Annotated in this window: 15 protein-coding genes; 5 read left to right on the forward strand and 10 right to left on the reverse strand. The window is 64.5% G+C overall.

Annotation, left to right across the window (positions count from 1 at the left end):
- The 5 genes from IEY88_RS42205 to IEY88_RS42225 form a co-directional block, all read right to left on the reverse strand.
- Positions 1-3,282, reverse strand: a complete 3,282-nt coding sequence (locus IEY88_RS42205) for an AfsR/SARP family transcriptional regulator (RefSeq protein WP_189160519.1) — start codon at positions 3,280-3,282, stop codon at positions 1-3.
- A gap of 1,298 nt (positions 3,283-4,580) precedes the next feature.
- A complete protein-coding gene (locus IEY88_RS42210) occupies positions 4,581-4,724 on the reverse strand; it encodes a hypothetical protein (protein WP_189160520.1) in 144 nt (47 codons plus the stop codon).
- 12 nt (positions 4,725-4,736) lie between these two features.
- On the reverse strand, positions 4,737-5,114 hold the full coding sequence (locus tag IEY88_RS42215; RefSeq protein WP_189160521.1) for a hypothetical protein: 378 nt from the start codon (positions 5,112-5,114) through the stop codon (positions 4,737-4,739).
- A gap of 989 nt (positions 5,115-6,103) precedes the next feature.
- On the reverse strand, positions 6,104-6,577 hold the full coding sequence (locus IEY88_RS42220; RefSeq protein ID WP_189160522.1) for a hypothetical protein: 474 nt from the start codon (positions 6,575-6,577) through the stop codon (positions 6,104-6,106).
- 982 nt (positions 6,578-7,559) lie between these two features.
- Positions 7,560-8,048: a transposase gene (locus IEY88_RS42225; RefSeq protein WP_229694283.1), complete on the reverse strand. Its 489-nt coding sequence runs from the start codon at positions 8,046-8,048 to the stop codon at positions 7,560-7,562.
- Between the two features lie 350 nt (positions 8,049-8,398).
- Between IEY88_RS42225 and IEY88_RS42230 the strand changes: the two genes are divergently transcribed.
- The 5 genes from IEY88_RS42230 to IEY88_RS42250 all read left to right on the forward strand — a co-directional run bounded on the left by IEY88_RS42230 (position 8,399) and on the right by IEY88_RS42250 (position 12,286).
- A complete protein-coding gene (locus tag IEY88_RS42230; protein WP_189160524.1) occupies positions 8,399-9,343 on the forward strand; it encodes a hypothetical protein in 945 nt (314 codons plus the stop codon).
- Positions 9,344-9,424: 81 nt separating this feature from the next.
- Positions 9,425-9,856 carry a DoxX family protein gene (locus tag IEY88_RS42235; RefSeq protein WP_189160525.1) on the forward strand — a complete coding sequence of 144 codons (432 nt, stop codon included), beginning with the start codon at positions 9,425-9,427 and terminating at the stop codon, positions 9,854-9,856.
- Between the two features lie 612 nt (positions 9,857-10,468).
- Positions 10,469-11,062: a trypsin-like peptidase domain-containing protein gene (locus tag IEY88_RS42240; protein WP_189160526.1), complete on the forward strand. Its 594-nt coding sequence runs from the start codon at positions 10,469-10,471 to the stop codon at positions 11,060-11,062.
- 130 nt (positions 11,063-11,192) lie between these two features.
- Positions 11,193-11,741 (forward strand): YceI family protein, encoded by a 549-nt coding sequence (locus IEY88_RS42245; RefSeq protein WP_189160527.1) that lies wholly within the window; start codon positions 11,193-11,195, stop codon positions 11,739-11,741.
- 2 nt (positions 11,742-11,743) lie between these two features.
- Complete coding sequence (locus IEY88_RS42250) at positions 11,744-12,286, forward strand: NADPH-dependent FMN reductase (RefSeq protein ID WP_189160544.1); 543 nt, start codon at positions 11,744-11,746, stop codon at positions 12,284-12,286.
- Between the two features lie 266 nt (positions 12,287-12,552).
- Here the strand turns inward: IEY88_RS42250 and IEY88_RS42255 are convergent, their stop codons facing one another.
- The 5 genes from IEY88_RS42255 to IEY88_RS42275 all read right to left on the reverse strand — a co-directional run bounded on the left by IEY88_RS42255 (position 12,553) and on the right by IEY88_RS42275 (position 18,333).
- On the reverse strand, positions 12,553-13,500 hold the full coding sequence (locus IEY88_RS42255; RefSeq protein WP_189160528.1) for a LysR family transcriptional regulator: 948 nt from the start codon (positions 13,498-13,500) through the stop codon (positions 12,553-12,555).
- A 287-nt stretch (positions 13,501-13,787) separates the two neighbouring features.
- Positions 13,788-14,600 carry an SDR family NAD(P)-dependent oxidoreductase gene (locus tag IEY88_RS42260; RefSeq protein WP_189160529.1) on the reverse strand — a complete coding sequence of 271 codons (813 nt, stop codon included), beginning with the start codon at positions 14,598-14,600 and terminating at the stop codon, positions 13,788-13,790.
- Positions 14,601-14,639: 39 nt separating this feature from the next.
- The gene (locus IEY88_RS42265; protein ID WP_189160530.1) at positions 14,640-16,958 is read right to left on the reverse strand and encodes a xanthine dehydrogenase family protein molybdopterin-binding subunit; all 2,319 of its coding nucleotides are present in this window, start codon (positions 16,956-16,958) and stop codon (positions 14,640-14,642) included.
- The gene (locus IEY88_RS42270) at positions 16,955-17,461 is read right to left on the reverse strand and encodes a (2Fe-2S)-binding protein (RefSeq protein WP_189160531.1); all 507 of its coding nucleotides are present in this window, start codon (positions 17,459-17,461) and stop codon (positions 16,955-16,957) included. The genes IEY88_RS42265 and IEY88_RS42270 overlap by 4 nt, the downstream gene beginning before the upstream one ends.
- Positions 17,458-18,333 (reverse strand): FAD binding domain-containing protein, encoded by an 876-nt coding sequence (locus IEY88_RS42275; protein WP_189160532.1) that lies wholly within the window; start codon positions 18,331-18,333, stop codon positions 17,458-17,460. The genes IEY88_RS42270 and IEY88_RS42275 overlap by 4 nt, the downstream gene beginning before the upstream one ends.
- Positions 18,334-18,346 lie beyond the last annotated feature (13 nt).

The following is an 18,346-nucleotide window of genomic DNA, read 5'->3' on the forward strand; positions in this document are numbered from 1 at the left end:
TCAGGGTGAGATGCCCCCGTCCGACGGCGGAGTGTTGATCGGGTGAGCGGCCACCAGCATGCCCTCCGTGACCTCGGACACCCTGCGAGACCCGATTTGAGCGTACAAGAACCTGGCTTCCCAGAGTTCACGCTCGGCGGTCTCTGTTTCCCCGGCTGCGTAGTCCACTCGGGCGAGTTCCTCCAAGGCCTGTCCTTGGCCGAGAACGTACTTGCAGTCACGGGCGATGCCGAGCGCCCGCAGAACCACAACCTTGGCCTGCCCCAGCTCTCCCCCAGCCCGCAGACAGCGGGCAAGTGTCACAAGCGCCCGGATCAGCGACAGCCGCCGCACCGGCTCCTCTGCTCGGGCAACGGCCTCCGCTGCGTGCACGGTCGCGGTTCGGACGTCACCGGCGTCCAGGGCCACAGCCGCAAGGCCGACAAGCGCGTCGCATTCCAGGTGGCGAGTAGCCGAGTCGCAAGCGACCCGGAATGCCTCCTCGTAGTGCGTACGGGCTCCGTCCAGATGACCGGAGCGGCGGAGGACCTCGGCGAGGGTCACTTTCGCGTTGGCCACATTCCGGCTGTCATGCTGCTCGGCCTTGGCCAGGTTGGCCACTGCGAGCCGTGCACCCTCCTCGTCGTTGCCCCGCTCCAACTGGCAGGACGCGAGCTCGTCACGCAGGCCGATCTCGGTGCGGTAATCCCCCTGCGCCTCAGCCTCGGCGACGGCTTCGGTCAACATCCTGGCGGCGTCGCTCAGGTTTCCGACGTGCTTGGCTATCACCGCGGTCACCCCGAGGGAGAGCAGGTCAGCAGGCTCCTCCGAGGTCGCGCGGAGCATGGCGCATTCATTCGCGGCCTGTTCCAGCTCGCCGAGCCCGAGCTGGGCGAGGACGAGGTTCTGCCGAGCCCGCCGTTCCAGACCGAGTTCACCCTGTGCCGCGTATCCCTCCACCGCGTCACGCAGATACTGAACGGACGCCTCGAGGTCCCCGCTGACTTGAGCGGTGACGCCCAGGTTGATCCGGGCCGCGTTCGCCGATGGCGAGCCGATCCGCTCATACACCTTGAGTGCGGCTGTCATGTCCTCGATGGCCGCGTCCGTGTCACCCGCGTAGTAGGAAAGCACGCCTCGGCTGTTCAGCATCGCAGCAATGGCCTCGTGGTCACCTGCCGCCTGCGCCGCCGGCAGGCCGGCGTTGACGCAGGCGAGCCAGTCGGCCGTGTGCCCGCGCAGCGTGAAGTACCCGCGCAGCGCATCCGCCAGGTGGTAGGCCGATTCGTGCATTCCTCGCTCCGAGGCGTTGATCACGGCGGCGACCATCGATGCCCGGTCGCTGTCCATGTCGAACACAGTCGCCCGATCGACCACGACCGCGGTGACAGAAAGCGGTCGGGAGAGCCTGCTCAGCGAGACCAGGGGACCTGTCGCCGCATCCGCGACCGCGATGTAGTGATCGAGCAATCGCAGCCGAGCGTCGTTCCGGTCAGCTTCCGGCTCCTCCTCACTGCACCGGATGAGCGCGTAATTGCGGATGAGATCGTGGAGATGGTATCTGTGCGCGGATGTGCGCATGACCAGGCTGGACGCAGCCATCTGCTCCAGTCGAACGGCTGCGGCGTGCACGTCGATCGCGCAGAGCGCCGCGGTGGCCTGAGCGCTGAAGCTGGGGCCGGCGACCAGACTGAGGAGTCTGAGCATCTGCCTCTGCTCGACGGTCAACCACTGGTAGGACCAGTCGAATGCGGCGCTCAGGCTGGTCTGATCGTCGCCTGCCACTCTCAGCGCGAGTACGGTTTTCTGATCACGCAATTGATCGAGGTAGTCTTCGATCTTGAGATCTGGACGCAGCACCAGATGCGCGCCCGCGACCCGCAACGCGAGCGCAAGACCGCCGCACAGGCCGACGAGTGAGACGACCGCTTGCTCCTCCCGGGCGACCCTGGCTTCCCCGATGACCTTCGCCAGCAACTCGCGTCCCTCGCCAGTGTCGAGCGCGTCGAGCGTGAACCGCTGGGCGCCCGGTGAAACAACCAGCCCAGCTAGCTCGTTTCGGCTCGTGACGATCACGGCGCTGCCGGCTGAACCCGGCAGCAGTGCGCGGACCTGAGTTTCGTCGCTCACGTTGTCCAGCAAGATCAGCACCTTCCGGCCGGAAAGCCGGGACCGGTATACCGCGACGAGATCGGTCAGGTTCAGCGGAATCGCGTCGGACTCGACTCCCAACGCGCGCAGGAAGTGCCCGAGCACCTGTTCGGTCGTCAGCGGTGCAGCCTGGGCATACCCGCGGAGGTCGGCGTAGAGGTGACCTTCGTCGAAGGAACCGGCGACCGCGTGGGCAGCGTGCACCGCCAAGGTCGTCTTGCCGACACCCGCAACCCCGGAGACCACGACCAGGGGTACTGAGGCCTCGACATCGACCATCGCACGCATTATCCCCACCAGCTCGCGGCGCCGTCCGACGAACCCGGTGCCTGCCGTCGGTAGTTGCCGCGGCTTGGTGTCGGCGCCGGCGAGACCCTCCGGTCCGATTGCCGATTCAGCCTCCCCGTCCGCCCCCGACTGCAGGATCTGCTGATAGGCAGCACTGAGTTCTGCTCCGGGGCCAACCCCGAGTTCGTCCGCGAGAAGGCGCACGACCTTGCGATAGGCGACTAGCGCCTCACCTTGGCGTCCTGCACCGTGCAGTGCTCGCATCGACAGCGTCCAGAATCGCTCCCGCAGCGGGTGGTCGTGGACGAGGCCCATCAACTCACCGACCACCTCGCCGTGCCTGCCCAGACTCAGGTCGACCTCGATACGGCGCTCGAGAGTTTGGAGGTACTGCTCCACCAGCTGAGGAATCTCATTGCGGTGCAACGGCTCCGAAGGCACATCGGCCAGCGGTAGCCGACTACGCCACAAACCGAGAGCGGCCCGCAGCAGTGTGGCCTCGGCCTCGGCATCGTCCGCCTCCGCGGATCGCTTCGAGCGCTCCACCAGTTCGATGAAACCGTCGAGGTCGAACCAATTTTTCGACACATCGATCCGATATCCACCTGGCTCCGTGCGGATGACCCCATCGGGCAGGAGATGCCGAAGGCGGTGGACGTACTTCTGCACAACCCCCTTGGCGTCCGCGGGCGGCGTCCACCCCCACAACTTGTCGACCAACTCGTCGATGGACACCGTGCGGTTCCGGCGGAGCAGAAGCAGTGCCAGAACCACACGCTGCTTCCCCGAGGCAATCCGGATCGGCCGGCCGCCGTGGCTGACCTCCAGCGGCCCAAGGATCTGGAACTGGATATCAGTCGCCACGAGCACACCGCCCCAAGGTCACTGTCCGCGCCTACCAGTGTGACCCCTAGGGGACACGACCTGCCGCCAACTTGATCTTGGAGGCGAGTGGTGGCTATCATGTTGGCGCTTGGTGAATCCGATTAGGACGACCACAAGGGACTATCGGAACACGAAGCCAGCACTTGAATTCACACCAACAGTCCAGCTCGCCTCCGAGCAGGGATGCACTTTCGACTCCAACAGATCCATAGTGCATCGAAGCTTCTCTTGCGTCAAGCTGCCTGTCCTTGACAGATATGACTGTAGTCGCTTCTGGAACATCGCGCCCCGTAGTTAGTGATTTTGAGGGCCATCATTCCGCGTTGGACTCGTCGAGGTTCTCACGTGCCGCTCGGCGTCGAGTGCCAGACCGAAGACCCGAGCACCCACGCCGGACGGATTGCACAGCGACCGGGTCAGGAGCACGTCCTCGGTCATCGCGGCGAGGCCTACTTCGGTGTCGTTCAGCAACGAGACGTCGGGAGGTGGCTCGACGCTCATCCGGATCATCATCATGGACGGTCGGCCTCATGGTCACCGATGCCCAACGCCGCGTGGTGCGGAGCCAACCCTTACTGCCTGTCGCGCCGAAGGCACCCAGACCGATGAACTCGACAGAGTCACCGCGCACGCTGTACACCGCCGCTTTGCCCGCGCTGACCCTGTCGCAGGTACGGCCGCGCGAGACCGGACCCCACTTCGACCTGCACGAACACCAGCTCTGCGGTCTCCTCGAAGCGGCAGCACCGTCTCGCCCAGAGCGAGAGTTCTGGTCGGGAGGCCGAGGTCGTGGACAGCATCGCCGCCCGTCCGCTCCTGATCCGAGAAGTTGCGGTGGATCGTACGATTGCCGAAGGACACCTGACCGCGGTCGCCGCGCTCGTTGGCGTCCTGTTGAGACCCGTCGGCGCCAGCGCGCCGGACGACGACAACCATGTCCAGCTGCGGCGCCTTCGTCAGAGACGCTGCACGCGGTCACGTTGATGGTGCCCAAGACGACAAACGCGACAAGGATCTCTCGCAGCACGCCTCCCTGGGCCCACGCCTCAGACATCGCTCGCCTACTCGACCCGCTGCCCGATCAGGAAGTGATCAGCGCTGCCGCAGCTAAGTCCGGCCCGAACCAGCAGCACGAGTGAGTCAACGCCCATGGTCGCCACCACGAATCCGGCATCGATGGGCCGGATCGCTGATCGGCGGGTACCCGTTGGGGAACTGCGGATCATGGTTTTCCAGAAAGTTGGTGTGTCCATGGCGGTGGCACTACCCCTGGCTGGTCAGAAGCGGCGCAGGGCGAGCTCGCCGGTGATCGCGCCACTGATCACCGCGTCGATGCGACCGCTCATCATCGAGTTGTCGTTCGGGTTGTCAGCGAAGGTGGACGAACCCGAGTCCTCCGACGGCGAGACGTTCGGAGTCATACAGGCCGAGGCCTACCCATCGTGCGCTTCAAACTCGCGGAGCGTTCCCTTGATGCTCTGGCTCAGCGCGTTCGGTACGACGACGAGCGAGCCGATGTCATAGCGGACGGCGAACAGGTGACCATCGGGGTACCAGACGATGTCTTTCAGTCCGTCACTGGTCAGAGCAGCGAAGCGGGCGTCCTGGGCCAGCACCGATTTTCGGCCGTGCACGCCGACCTCAAAGATCTTCTCCGCTGTTGTGTCCGTGACGTGGGCGTTGCCCGCGGAGCGGAGCGCGAAGTCGTCCGCCACGTGCAGATCCGGCACTACAGCGAGGCCGGCCGAGCACAGGGTTCGGCCGGCCTTCAGGTCGAAGATCCTGAGCCCGGACTGGATGAACGGCGTCACCAGTGGACCGTGTGCCGACGCCGTGGTGTGCACGCGCCGCGAGCATCCGGTTCCGCTCAACGTCGACGTGCACGCCTGTCGCTGGCACGATTCTCGGCTCGCTCGCCAGCGTCTGGGTCCGTCCGTCGGTGCCGACGACCGACACCGTGCCGAGCCGCAGAAAATCGGCCAGGCGTGACTTCCGCGTCGGCCCCCAGGCAATCCCCTCCCGAGGTAGCGATGCCGCGCTGCCATTGACCACATCGGACAGGGCACCCGCCCGGAAACGCTGCGCCATTGCTGACTCGCCGATCCGCCGGCGGAAGCCAAGACAGCGCCAGCGGTCATGATCACGGCGAGCGTCGCCATCTTGCCAATCGAGTACCTCGAACGCATGTATGCGCTCCTAGATCATCGAAGCTGGTGAACGCACACGATCACCGTGTGGTCCACAGTCGACCATCAGGGGCATCGAGGACGGAAAGACCGAAACGGTCACGTGTTATACAGCGCGGGTATGAATGATCTCGATGTTCGTGAACTGCGCCGCTTCGTGGCGGTTGGCGAGGAGCTCAACTACGAGCTGACCCACTGCGCCGACCTGGTCACACTGCCATTTCGCACCCTGGCCGAACGAAACCCCTCGAACAGGCCTGCTCGTCCGCTCAAGACATCACCAGCGCCGGCACGCCGTCCTCTGGCTCGACCGGCCCAGCAGTCAGTGAGACCGCCCGACTGCTGGAAGTCGTCTGCCTACCCGCTTGTGGATGCCAGCGCATGCGTTCTGTCGATTGTGCGGCGCGAGGGTAGCCCGCTCACCAGCTATGGGTTCGCCAACCCACTCACCCCGGCTCACTGTCGCGTTGCCTGGCCAAGATTGATGATCTTGGCGGCGACCTGGTGATCAGTATCGAGCAGGGAGAGCAAAAATGCTCGTATCTCGCCGGATCGTGGCCTCTTGGAGCGGTAAGCACATCGGGATCGGTCGGCGTTGAGCCTGTCGCTGGAGGTCACGTGTCACTGGGGACGGTGTGCTCGATCTCGCTAACGGGTTCGACCTCACGCCAGATGCTGAAGACCGTTGCGCGGCCGGCCCCGAGCTCATCCAGGCGGTAGCAGAGGACTGAGTCGCCATGCCTGGCGTCGGTGTTGACGAGACGCGCGAGTGGCACCAGGTCGGGATCGCGAACGTAGATCCGCTGCTCGATCTCGTGCAGCGAGTCGGGTGAAACCGCCGGTCCACCTCGATCGAGGGGTACAGCCAGCTCCCAAGGTTGATTGCTGAAGTCCACCCGCAGGTCCAGCGTGAATGGCCCGGCCTCAGCGATCACGAAGAACTCCTCTGGGAACTCAACCCTGTAGCACTGGCGCAGGACCTCACGTGGGTTCAGACCCTCGTCGTGCAACGCCCGTGCCAAGCGGGCCATCGACGCATAATCGGCGCGCGACACCTCTGCCCGCAACCGCTCGATCGCGTTCGTCACCTCGACGAGGCTATCTGTCCTGAGCCACTCGATGTCCCCGGCGACCGCCAATCCGGCGCGTCGATCTTCGCGCCAATGACTCACGCGGTTCGCGTGACACGCCCGGATCACTCGGCCATTGGCCCGATCCCCAAGGACGCACGCCGAGTTCGCCACCCCGTAGAACTCCAGCTCGCCAAAAGCCGCATCAACCACACCAAGGCGATCAAACGACAAATGCTCAGCAGCGCCAGCCTCGCACCAGACACGGCAACCTCACGACACGCCCGATCGCCAAAGTGGGCCAGATCCCAAGTCTCGTCAACAAGGTCGTGCGCACCTCCTGCTGCAAATACGACGGCATCCGACACCCGCCCGAGGCGTCTCCCACACGCTCAACCTGTCTACAACGGCATGGGCGATCAGCGACCGCGCAACCGCGCTGTTCCCCATCTCTGCCAACTGTTTCTGCAAAGCCACTTGTGGCACTTCCCCGAGCAGCTCGGGCTCCGACGCTTGGAGATCACCGTGGCGTTCTCGCCGTGCGCGGCGGCGATCGACATGCTCAGCCCTGCCCTGTGGCCCGCACGCTGGAGTTGTCGTAGAACCCGTTCGAGCGCGTGCTCCTGTTGTTCCTCGATCATGTCGGGCCCACCGTCGGGTCACTTCGATCACAACGTTCGGACTAGAGCTGCCAATGCACACGTGGGCGGTGACTCAGGACGAAGTGCGTTTCAAGGTATTGGACCATAGCGGCCCAATACCTGGTGCACGCGTGCAGGCTCGCTGAGGACTGTCGCCGCGTACCGCGGCTCGATACCAGGTCCTGATCAGAGACTCGACGACAACATGCAGCTGGTACTTCCCGCCCTCCCCAGTCGTCGCCGGCTCACAACCCGAGAATGACGCGACGCCCGTCACACATGACCGCGAGCGTGACGTAGATCAGCAGGTTGACCACCTGCTAATCGCGGATCTTGACGTGGGGCGACGTCGCTGAAGATCACCGGCGACACCGGGGGCCAGACCAGTTCTGCCGTTCGACCACGCTCTCGATCACATTGTCAGTGATGGTGGAGATGGCTTGGAACGATACTTCGGCCTCCGTGATGCGCGCAAAGATCTCATCAGTCGTCAAACCCCTGACGGCTGACGGGATCAGGATCTCGTCCACACCGACCAAGCGATTCTGGCGCTTGGCGAGGACCTCGAGTTCGACGCTGGCGTCCTGTTCCCGAGGCAGGTCGATCTCGACCAGGTCTACAACGGCGAGCACGGTCTTGGACTGAGGGCCGTCGCGCGAGTTGCCAGTCCCGCGGCCGGACGGGTTGTGCCGGTCGTAGCCGAGGTGGTTGGTCATCTCACCCACCAGGGCCAGCTCGGTCAGCTGCGGCCCGATTGCCCCAGCGCTGCTCACCAGCCGCGCGACGAGCTGTCCGTTCAGGCCGACTAGCAGGATTCGAGTCCCGGTGTTCTCGGCGCAGGACACCATGTCGGTCAACCGGTGCGTTTCCCACGATCGGGAACTACGCGACTCATCGTATAGTCCTGGCAACCGCAAGCAAGGCACCAAATAGTCGCATGTGGACGTACGAGCCAGCGCCGCCAGCAGGCGAGCCGCGGTCGCAGTGTCGCGCTGCGTACCTCGCACGACGAGCCGGCACCTATACCGCCGCGATATAGGACATGACCGGATTGGTCTTTCCGTCCGTTGTGGACCTTGTGGTTTCTTTGGCCATCAAGGGTTCTCTTCGTTCCTTTGGGTCGACCTAGGAGAGGTTCGTGCCACATAACTATCTAGGCGGGATCGTTGTCACTCTCGCCCTCACTGCTGCATCAGTAGTGGGCTTCGCGGCCGCTGGTCCGGCCTCGGCGAGTTCTACGTCACAGCATCGCGCATTGTCTGATGTGGTCAACGGAACCGGTGCCGCACTGCACCCGGAAGGGGTCGGCTGGGACCCGTCCCGCAAGGCGTTCCTGGTCGGTTCTCTCCGGCACGGGACGGTATCCGTCGTTGGCGCCGATGGGCGGGCCAGCACTCTGGTGAACGAGCCGCGGATCGTGTCCACGGTCGGCGTGCACGTCGACGTCGCGCGCAACCGGGTGCTGGCGGCCTACGCGGACTACGGGGTCGGCACTCGATCGAGTCCGTCGACCATCCAGACGCAGGCCGGTCTGGGGATTTTTGACCTGAAGACCGGACGGACGCTGCATCTGGTCGACCTTGCGATCGGTCCGGGTCCCCACATCGCGAACGACTTCGCACTGGATCTGGCCGGCAACGCGTATGTGACGGACACGGCGTCGGACAAGATCTACAAGGTCGACGTGAACGGCCGCGCCTCGGTGCTGGTCCAGGATCCTCGGTTGGCGGGCCCGACCGAGGACGGGATGAACGGGATCGTCTGGCACCCAGGCGGATACCTGCTCGCGGTCGGTTACGAGACTGGTTCTCTGCTGCGGATCCCGTTGAAGGATCCCCAGGCAATTCATGAGGTTCGGCTGGATCAGGCTCTGGTCGGAGGTGACGGCCTCGCCCTGCGCCCGGACGGGACGCTTCTGGTCGTGTCGAACGAGTTCGGCCGGAGCACTGCTGGAAGCGTGAAGGTTCTGCGGTCCCGTGACGGATGGACCTCAGCGAAGACGGCGAAGACGGTCGCTCAGTGGCCGGATCCTCTGCCTACCACGGTGGCGGTTTCGCCTGCAGGAGCCTACGTGCTGAGTGGCCGGCTCGACGTGCTGATCACCGGCAGCACATCCGACCAGTTCACGTTGCGCCGGATCTGACGCTGCAACCTGATCAGCACGAAAAAGAGAAAGACTCACATGAATCAGATTCGACAAATTCTGACAGGTACGTCTCCTGCGATGAACGACATTGGTCTGCTTGCCTTACGGCTCGTGGTCGCGACAGTGTTCATCGTTGCCGGGGCCGCAAGCCTCTTTGAAGAAGGCATTGACGCGAACATCGAGGGCTACCAGGCGATGGGCATCCCGTTGCCAGCGCTGAGCGCTGCCTTCACCGCTTACGTCGAGTTCTTCGGCGGCTTGCTGTTCGTCCTGGGTGTTCTGACCCGGCTCGTCAGCGCGGGCTTCATCGTCGTGATGGCAGGCGCCATGATCTTCGTGCACGCCGATCACTCACTTCTCCCCGGACCGGACGGCCCCGGCTCTGCGCTCGCGCTCGTCATGGGCGTGGCCTCGATCGCGTTCATCTTGACGGGTCCCGGCCGCTTCAGCCTTGATCACTACTTGATCGCCCAGCGAAAGACGGGCTCGAGGCAGCACAGCCGTGTCTGACGTCCTCCCCTGGACGAATGCGGCGCGGCGGCGGCCTGGGGGCGTCGCCGCGCTCACCCTCCGTGCCGCACACAACGAGACGGCATGCACCAGCTCGGCAAACAGGTCCGGCCGTAACGCAAGAATAACGAGAGTCAGCAGACCAACGCCGTCTGGCAGCAACGGACTTCTGGCTCAACCGGCTCAGCGCGATCTCTTCGGGCAAGGGCGCACTGGTGCTGAGGCCATTGGCTGGCCGAAGGTTCCAGTGGGGCGACTGCGGGCGAGCCCTCACAGCCGTTCCAAAGCAACAACCGATCTGGCCTTGGCCACATTTGATGTGGTGCCCGAGTTGAACAGGCTTGTCCGAACGCAACCACCTGCGTGGCTACGACGTGGCTCTGCCAGATGGGGTGCGACCCGATGACTGGAGTGCTCTTGACCAGGCACCGAGGCTCAGATGCGAAGCCGCCGCGGATCCTTCGGATCGCCTTCACGGCTCTACGGCGGATGCGGGTGGGTGCGGTTGTCGCCGCGGTTCTCGCCGTATCGGCCTGCAGCTCTGGATCCGCACCGAGAGTTGGGCAAGCCATTGGTTCCGGTCCCGAGTCATCAGCTGCCGTCCCCGCAGACGTGGCGCGTTACGTGCTGCCCAACCTCGTCACGATCGAGGCCAGGCACAGCAGTGGGGTGACCACGACGGGGTCCGGGATCCGCGTCCCCATCGACGGGATCGTGGTGACCACCGCACATGTCGTGGGGGACGCGGCAGAGGTCTGGCTGACCCTGCGGGACGGTTCTCGCCGCTTGGGAAGCGTCCTCGGCACGGCGCCTGAGCTTGATGTCGCCGCTGTACAGCTCCCCGGAAGCACCGATGTTGCCGTGCCGGTGAACGTCGGGGACGCGCTGGCCAAGCTCAAGACCGGAGACGGCCTGTTCGTCGTCTGTTCAACGGTGTCCGGCCCAACCGTCACAGCCACGAAAGTTGCTGCACTTTCCCGGCTGGTTCAGATAAACCAGGGGCCTGCTGTCGCTATTCTGGAGATGAATGCGGCGATAGACCCGCCTTGCTCCGGCGGATCGCTTGTCAACACGACCGGCGACGTCCTCGGATTGACCACCACCGTCGCTGTGCGACCGGTTGACGACAACGTCACGACGAACAGCTTCGCCATACCGGTGCCTGTCTCCCGCAACGCCGTTTTCCGCATTATCCTGAACCGTTAATCGAAAGTGCAGCTCCAGCAAGTGGAGCAGATTTAGAATAGCTGTTTCTACGCGCCCACAAGCGCCCTGAAACTCGAAACCCGTAGGCAAGATGGGCATTACAGCCTGTTTCCAGGAGAAAGTTAGCAATATGTCTCTCAATGCGAAGTCGATCGTCGGCACGTTCGCCGCAGATCCAGCACACTCGTCGTTCACGTTCGCCGTGAAGCACATGACGATTTCATTGTTTCGGGCGTCGTTCGACGATGTTGAGGCACAGGTGGTAGCGAGCGAGGACGGAATCCGATTCGAGGGCGCGGTTCGTGTCGAGTCGGTCTCGATCAGGACCCCGGCGGAGTTTCGCGACAAAGTTGTCAACGGTGCCGATTTCTTTGACGGGAAGAACCATCCTGAGATGAAGTTCCGGTCTACCGACGTCGAGCTTCGCGACGACGGCACGGCGATCGTCGATGGCGAGCTGACGATCAAGGGCATCACCAAGCCTTTCAAAGCCACCGGCACGTACGAGTTGCCGGTCGAGGACCCGTTCGGAGGTACTCGTGCCGCGATCGCGCTCGAAGCGACGGTTGACCGGCGTGAGTGGGGGCTCACCTGGCAGATGCCTCTGCCCAAGGGGGGCGACGCGCTCGCTTACGAGGTTCGCCTGATCGCCAACGTCGCTCTGACCAAGACGGGGTGACCATGGTGCGCGTTCTCGGTCTCTGCGGAAGTTTGCGCGAAGCTTCACACAACAAGCAGTTGCTGCTGGCGGCCGCGAGGGAACTGCCTGCTGACGTGACTCTAGAGGTCTACAGTGGCCTGCGGGACATTCCTCCTTACGACGAGGATGTTGTCGCACCGGAGTCAGTCAACCTGTTTCGACGAGCGATCGCGGAGGCCAACTGCGTCCTGGTGGCAACGCCTGAGTACAACGCTTCTGTGCCGGGGCAGCTGAAGAACGCGCTGGACTGGGCGTCACGCCCCTTTCCTGACAATGCTCTTCGCGGAAAGCCGGTCGCTGTCATCGGCGCGTCCACCGGAATGTTCGGTGCAGTCTGGGCACAAGCCGAGGTCCGCAAGGTGCTCAAGACGATTGGCGCCGATGTGCTGGATGACGAACTGCCCGTCGCGAATGCCGACACGGCATTCGCCGACGATCTCGCCCTAGCTGATCAGGAGTTGCAGGCGGCACTGGCCGACATAGTGGGCCGGCTGCTGCTGCGGACTGGCTCCCAGGTTCTGTGACCGAGCAAGTCTCAGTGTGGCGAATCCCGGGTCTTCAAACGCTCAGCCTGAACTGCACACTGAGACTCGACCTGGACGCCTTTACATCAACAGGCGTCCAGGTCGGTTTGCACGTCGTGACACTCCGGGGTCCGGCTAGATCGAAGGCCCCTGAGCGAACCAGGATTTCTGCGGCTTGGGATACGAGCGTCGGACATCCATACCGCCCTGGCCGTTTCGGCGATTCCGAGAGATGAATTACGCCCACAGAACAGAAGATTCAGCGCTCAACCCGCTTGGTCATGGGAATCAACGTCCTGCAGGGCTGTGGTGACTTCGACTGCGGTGCGCACGAAAGCTGCAAGGTGCGGATCCGAGCTACCGGCGGGCCACGCCATTGCCATCGTGAACGGACTGGCATCGACTACTGGCCGATACGCAACATCCGCACGGGGATTGTTCTTTGCCACGGAAATCGGAATCAGTGCCACGGCTTGTTCAAGCCCAACCACGTCCAAGAGCGCGGAGATGTCACTGACGAGAGGACCGGATACATCCACGTCGTTGCGTGGGGCCAGGCTACGAGTCCCTGAGAAGTCGCGATCCTGACCACACCAGTACGCGCGCGCGGCCGCATCGATGCCGGGCCAGTCTGGAAACGGCAGGCCGGCCAAGTCCCGGCAGCGCAAGGTCGGCCGACGGGCAAGTTCATGCTTCGCAGGTAGGGCCGCGACTCTCGGTTCGGTCGTCAGTTGCTCGCTGTCGAGCCCCGTGAGGTCGAACGGGGAGCTCGCCAAAGCCACGTCGACCTCGCCGTTGCGCACCAGTTGCACCTGCTGCCGGTAGCCACTGACGAGGATGTCGACTTGAATCGCGCCCGGCAGGGCTCCGTAGGCCTCGACAATGCCGCGGAGCAACCCGGACGCGAAGCCTGGTTTGGCAGTCGCGGTCAACTTGGGCGTGATCTGCCCTGCACGCCGGGTGCGGTTGACGGTTGCGGACACCGCCTCGACGATGCTCAGCGCTTCGGCCAGCAAGACCCTGCCGGCCTCGGTGAGTTCAACCCGGCGGGTGTCACGCCACAGCAGCTGGACCCCCAGCCGACTCTCGATCTGGCGAACGGTACGAGAGAGTGGCGGCTGCGCGATACCGAGCCGTTCAGCGGCCCGCGAGAAATTGAGCTCCTCAGCCACCGCGATGAAGTATCGCAGTTCGCGTACTTCCAGGTCAGTCATACCTTCACCGTAGTGCGTTGTTCCGTTTGGGTCTACACGGATGGTCTTTTCGTAGCCGACGACTGCGGTGCTGGAGGTGCGACGGCATCGGTCCCGGTTTCGAGGCAGTGCCCAGCAGCGCTGCCGAACCAGCGGGAACGGGCAACTTGAAGGGGGCTCCTCGAACTCGAGCCGGGGGAACAAAGATCAAGAAGATCCTCGTCCCCCCGGCTCAGAGCATTCACGAACCAGAAGCTGGCCCGCTCATCCCCTCAACTTCTCGAGATGCCAGCCGAACACTGACCAGCTCACGTTTCCGGCCAGCCCACCGGCAACGCCGAGGGGTCGAACCCAGCAGCTGCGTGCTCGGCGAGGCGCCTGTCCGTGTTGGCCATCAGCGAGACGAGGAACTGATCCTTGCGAACGCCCTCGATCAACGCGTCAGCCACGTCTTCCGCAGACATGGGCGGCTGGGTTCGCATACGCGGCCCCGCGAGCCGTTTCATCTCCTCGGCGTCAGCGCCGACGAGCCGCGCGGACGTGCGGAATCCCGTCTCGGTGAGATCGGGCAGCAGCAGAGTCACACCCACACCAGAGCCGTCGAGGTACCGCGAAAGCCCTTGAGCGAGTCCGATCTGGGCAGCTTTGGACGCGATGTAGGGCAACGCGAGCGGTTTGTGGCCGAACAGTCCCAGGGTCGACGACGTGATCACCACCCGACCGGCGCCTCGTTCGCGCATCGACGGCAGGAACGCCTGCAGAGCGCGGGAGATGCCGAGAACATTGGTGTTGAACACCCACTTCCACTCATCGGTCGGGATCCGTTCCACCGGCCCCTCGGCATTGGCACCTGCGTGACACCACAGCACGTCTGGCACAAGGGCGTCGCCCGCAAGCTCATCTCGGAGTGACAACACCGCAGCGTCATCGCTGACATCACAGGCATGAGCGGACGCTGCTCCTCCGGCTGCCGTGATCTGACCGGCAACCACCTCCGCCGCTGCCTTGTCGACATCCGCGACCGCGACCGCGGCGCCGGTAGCGGCGAAGGCGAGAGCGCCGGCCCTGCCGATTCCCCCTGCACCGCCCAGCACGAGAACCAATCGATTTTCGAGTTCCATGTCTTGTCCTTTCGTCAAGTCCGATCGGCGAGCCCGCTGCTAACGGCCGTGCCGCTGCGCCAGCTCGAAGAGTGTGAGAGGGGACTGCGGCATCGCGTCAATCGGGAAGCCCAGGGCGTCCTCGATGGCGCTGGCGATCGCGGTGGGAACGGGAACACTCCCGGCTTCGCCCGCACCCTTGACGCCGTGAATGCTCACCGGTGAAGATGACTCCATGTGCCGCACCTCGACCTGGGGGATCTCCGAGGCGAACGGGACCAGGTAGCCCATCAGATTCTGGTTGAGCAGTTGTCCGGCGTTGTCGTAATGACGCCGCTCGTAGAACGCATCGGCGATGCCGTGCGCGAATCCGCCAAGGACCTGCCCTCTCACGAGCATGGGATTGATGACCTTGCCGCAGTCATGGGCGATCACGTAACGCAGGATGTTCAGGTCGTAGGTCTCCGGATCGATCTCAACGACGACACCGTGTGCTCCGGAGGAGAAGATCATCGCGGACGGAGACCAGTAGGACGCGGCCGTCAGACCAGGCGACGACTCGCCCCCTGACGTGCGTCCGAAGCGGGCTGGGATGACCAGCTCGGTCAGCGGGACGGCGACGTGCGCGGCGCCCTTGACCCGGACCGCTCCGTCGGCGAGCTCAAGGTCCCCGGCGTCCACCTCGAGCAACCGTGCGGCTATCGCTTTCGCCTTCGTAGCGACCGTCGCGGCCGCTTGTACAGCCGAACTTCCGCCCACAGCCGCGGTCCGGCTGCCCCACGTCCCAAAGCCGTACTGCGTCCTGCGCGAGTCACCCGTGGTCACCCGGACGCGCTCCATCGGCACTCCGAGCTGGTCGGCGACCAGCTGTGAGTACATCGTTTCGTGTCCCTGACCGGTGTCAGACGTGGCCGCGACCACGGATACCGAACCGTCTGGTAGCACAGTGACCTTCGTGCTCTCGTACGGACCGGTACCACCGACGTCGACGTAGCAGGTGAGCCCCAAACCGATCCGACGCCCTTCGGCCGCGGCCGCCGCCTTCTCCGCGGCGAATCCGTCGTAGCCGATCGCCTCCAGGAGGGTCTCGAACTGCGCAGGGTACTGCCCGGAGTCGTAGACGCTTCGGTTGCCGTGCGGGAATGACAGTCCGGTGTCGTAGGGCATCCCCTGGGGAGGGATGAAGTTCCGCCTGCGGATCTCAGCACGGTCGATGCCGAGATCCCGCGCCACCCAGTCCATCATCCGTTCGACGACGAACGTGGCGTAGGGCTGACCCGAGCCGCGGTACGGAGAACACTGCGTTGTGTTGGTGTAGACGGCGTCGAACGAGAACCGGAGGTTCGGGATGCGGTACTGCCCGGACAATTCAGACGCGGTGACGCTGGGCACCAAGATCCCGAACTGACAGAAGGCGCCGTTGTCGTGCAGATAACGCACGTCGAGCGCCAGCAAGTGCCCCTCGCCGTCCACGGCGACCTTGACATGGGTGACCTGGGAGCGCAGCTGGTTGGACCCGACGAAGGCCTCCTTGCGGTCTTCGATCCACTTGAGCGGAGCGCCGAGCCAGCGCGCGGCCCACGGCACGAGCGCTTCCTCGGGGTAGAGCTGGAACGCCTTCGTACCGAACCCGCCGCCGACGTCCGGTGAGATGACCTCGATCTGCTCCGGCTCGAGCCCGAGGAGTGGTGCCAGTCCGTGGCACACCATCATTGGGGCTTGCGTGGAGTCCCACAGCCGCATCCGGCCGCCGAGTTCGTCGAACGTCGCGAGCAGCCCCCTGCCCTCCAACGGAGTACCGGCCGCACGCTCATACCGAAGGTCGTACTCGAAGACGTGTTCCGCCTTGGCGAGCACGGCATCGACGTCACCGACGTGTTCCGACAACGAGGCGTAGACGTTGCCGTCCATGTCGCTGTGTGCGGGCCCGTCCTCACCACGAGCCGCGCCGACGAGATCCACAGCTACCGGCAGGTGCTGGTAGTCGACGTGCACCACCGCAGCGGCGTCTTCGGCGATGTAACGATCGCGCGCTACCACCATGGCGATCGGCTGGCCGACGTGGTGCACCTCGTCGCGGGCGAGCGGGTACGGCGTACGTGCGTGGCGAATCGCCGGATGGGGCTGGGAGACCCGCAACGGGGCCGCGAGCGGTGTCCCAGCGAGGTCGTCATAGGTCAGCACCGCCACTACACCATCGATCTCCAGCGCACGCGTGACGTCGATACCTGTTATCAGGGCATGCGCGGCCTCTGAGCGCACGAACGCGGCATGCAAGGTGTTGTCCATGGCGATGTCGTCGACGAACGTGCCTTCGCCTCTCAGCAGGCGGTCGTCCTCACGTCGCTGGATCGAGGAGCCGACGAATGATGTGGTCATTTCGCGTCCTCGCGTTCGTCCTCGATCCGCGCGGCGTCCCGGACCGCGTCGACGATGCCCTGGTATCCGGTGCAGCGGCAGATCATCCCGCTGAGGGCCGAGCGCAGCTCGCAGTCGGGCATCTCAGGTGCCTGCCGGTACAGCGGCTTGGCGTTCATGAGCTGTCCCGGGGTGCAGAAGCCGCACTGCAAGCCGTGGTGGCGCCGGAAGCTCTCCTGCAACGGATGCAGCTCGCCGTCCGGTGCGGCGAGCGACTCGACGGTCTCGATCTCAGCGCCCTCGAGCTGGATGGCGAAGAGCAGACAGGCTCTGGCTGGTTGGCCGGAGACGATCACAGTGCAACAGCCGCAGGCGCCGTTCTCGCAACCCACGTGGGTGCCCGTCAGCCCGAGTTGATGGCGCAACACGTCGGACAAAAGCCAGCGGCTCTCGACTGCGACGTCATGGACGATGCCGTTGACGGACAACTTGACGGTGACCTGCTCGCCAGGCGAAACCCTCATTCGGTACTCCTCTCGCTGGTGGCCGCACGGCGAACTGCGCGGACAGCGAGCCGCTCAGCGAGGTGGCGGCGGAACGCGGCGGTGGCATGGATGTCGTCGTGCGGTTCCAGCCGTGCCGCCACCAACTCGCGCACTGCGAGGTCCAGCTGCCCGCCCGTGATGTCATCCGAGCTCATCGCCGACAGCTCGAAACGTCGTGGAGTGGCTCCGACTCCGAAGAAGGCGAGCGCTGTCACAAGCACGTCCCCCACTTCCCGCACAGTCGCCGCGACGCCGCAGACAGCGAAGTCAGCGTCGCGGCGGGTGAACTCCTCGATGGCGAACCGGTCGCTGCGCCGACCTGGGGGGAGACGGACTTCGTCGATCCACTCGTCCGCGGCGATCGTGAGCTCGAACGGGCCGGCGTACAGCTCTTGCCCGGCGAGCGTGCGGATGCCGTTATGACTGCGAACCCGCACCTGACCGCCCAGCAAAACCAGCACAGCCGGGAGTTCCGAGGCCGGGTCGGCATGCGCGATGGCGCCGACGAACGTCCCACGGCTGCGTACCGGCGGGTGGGCGACCATGTCCATCGCCTTGCTCAGCAGAGGAGCGCCCTCAAGCACCGCCCTGGACTTTTCCACCGCGACATGCCGGACGAGAGGGCCGAACCACAGGGTGCTTTCGGCACCACGCCACACGGGCACACTCGGCTCGCCCACAAGCCCGCCAAGGTCAATCACGTGCGCCGGGCTCATCTGTCGCATGTTGAGCATCGGCACCAGGCTCTGCCCTCCGGCCAGCAGTTTCGCGTCGGCGCCGTACTCACCGAGCAGTTCATCGACCTCGAAGCGGGTGGCCGGTCGGTGATAGGTGAACGGCGGCGGCTTCACGATCGCGTCCTTC

This window comes from Lentzea pudingi (genome assembly GCF_014646255.1).
In the GTDB taxonomy this organism is placed as follows: Bacteria; Actinomycetota; Actinomycetes; order Mycobacteriales; family Pseudonocardiaceae; genus Lentzea; species Lentzea pudingi.

What these genes read in the sequence shown, in the direction of transcription:
- IEY88_RS42265 (WP_189160530.1), bottom strand. Translation starts at nt 16,958, where the DNA reads ATGACCACATCATTCGTCGGCTCCTCGATCCAGCGACGTGAGGACGAC.
- IEY88_RS42260 (WP_189160529.1), bottom strand. Translation starts at nt 14,600, where the DNA reads ATGGAACTCGAAAATCGATTGGTTCTCGTGCTGGGCGGTGCAGGGGGA.
- IEY88_RS42225 (WP_229694283.1), bottom strand. Translation starts at nt 8,048, where the DNA reads ATGGTGTCCTGCGCCGAGAACACCGGGACTCGAATCCTGCTAGTCGGC.
- IEY88_RS42245 (WP_189160527.1), top strand. Translation starts at nt 11,193, where the DNA reads ATGTCTCTCAATGCGAAGTCGATCGTCGGCACGTTCGCCGCAGATCCA.
- IEY88_RS42270 (WP_189160531.1), bottom strand. Translation starts at nt 17,461, where the DNA reads ATGAGGGTTTCGCCTGGCGAGCAGGTCACCGTCAAGTTGTCCGTCAAC.
- IEY88_RS42250 (WP_189160544.1), top strand. Translation starts at nt 11,744, where the DNA reads ATGGTGCGCGTTCTCGGTCTCTGCGGAAGTTTGCGCGAAGCTTCACAC.
- IEY88_RS42210 (WP_189160520.1), bottom strand. Translation starts at nt 4,724, where the DNA reads ATGACTCCGAACGTCTCGCCGTCGGAGGACTCGGGTTCGTCCACCTTC.
- IEY88_RS42255 (WP_189160528.1), bottom strand. Translation starts at nt 13,500, where the DNA reads ATGACTGACCTGGAAGTACGCGAACTGCGATACTTCATCGCGGTGGCT.
- IEY88_RS42235 (WP_189160525.1), top strand. Translation starts at nt 9,425, where the DNA reads ATGAACGACATTGGTCTGCTTGCCTTACGGCTCGTGGTCGCGACAGTG.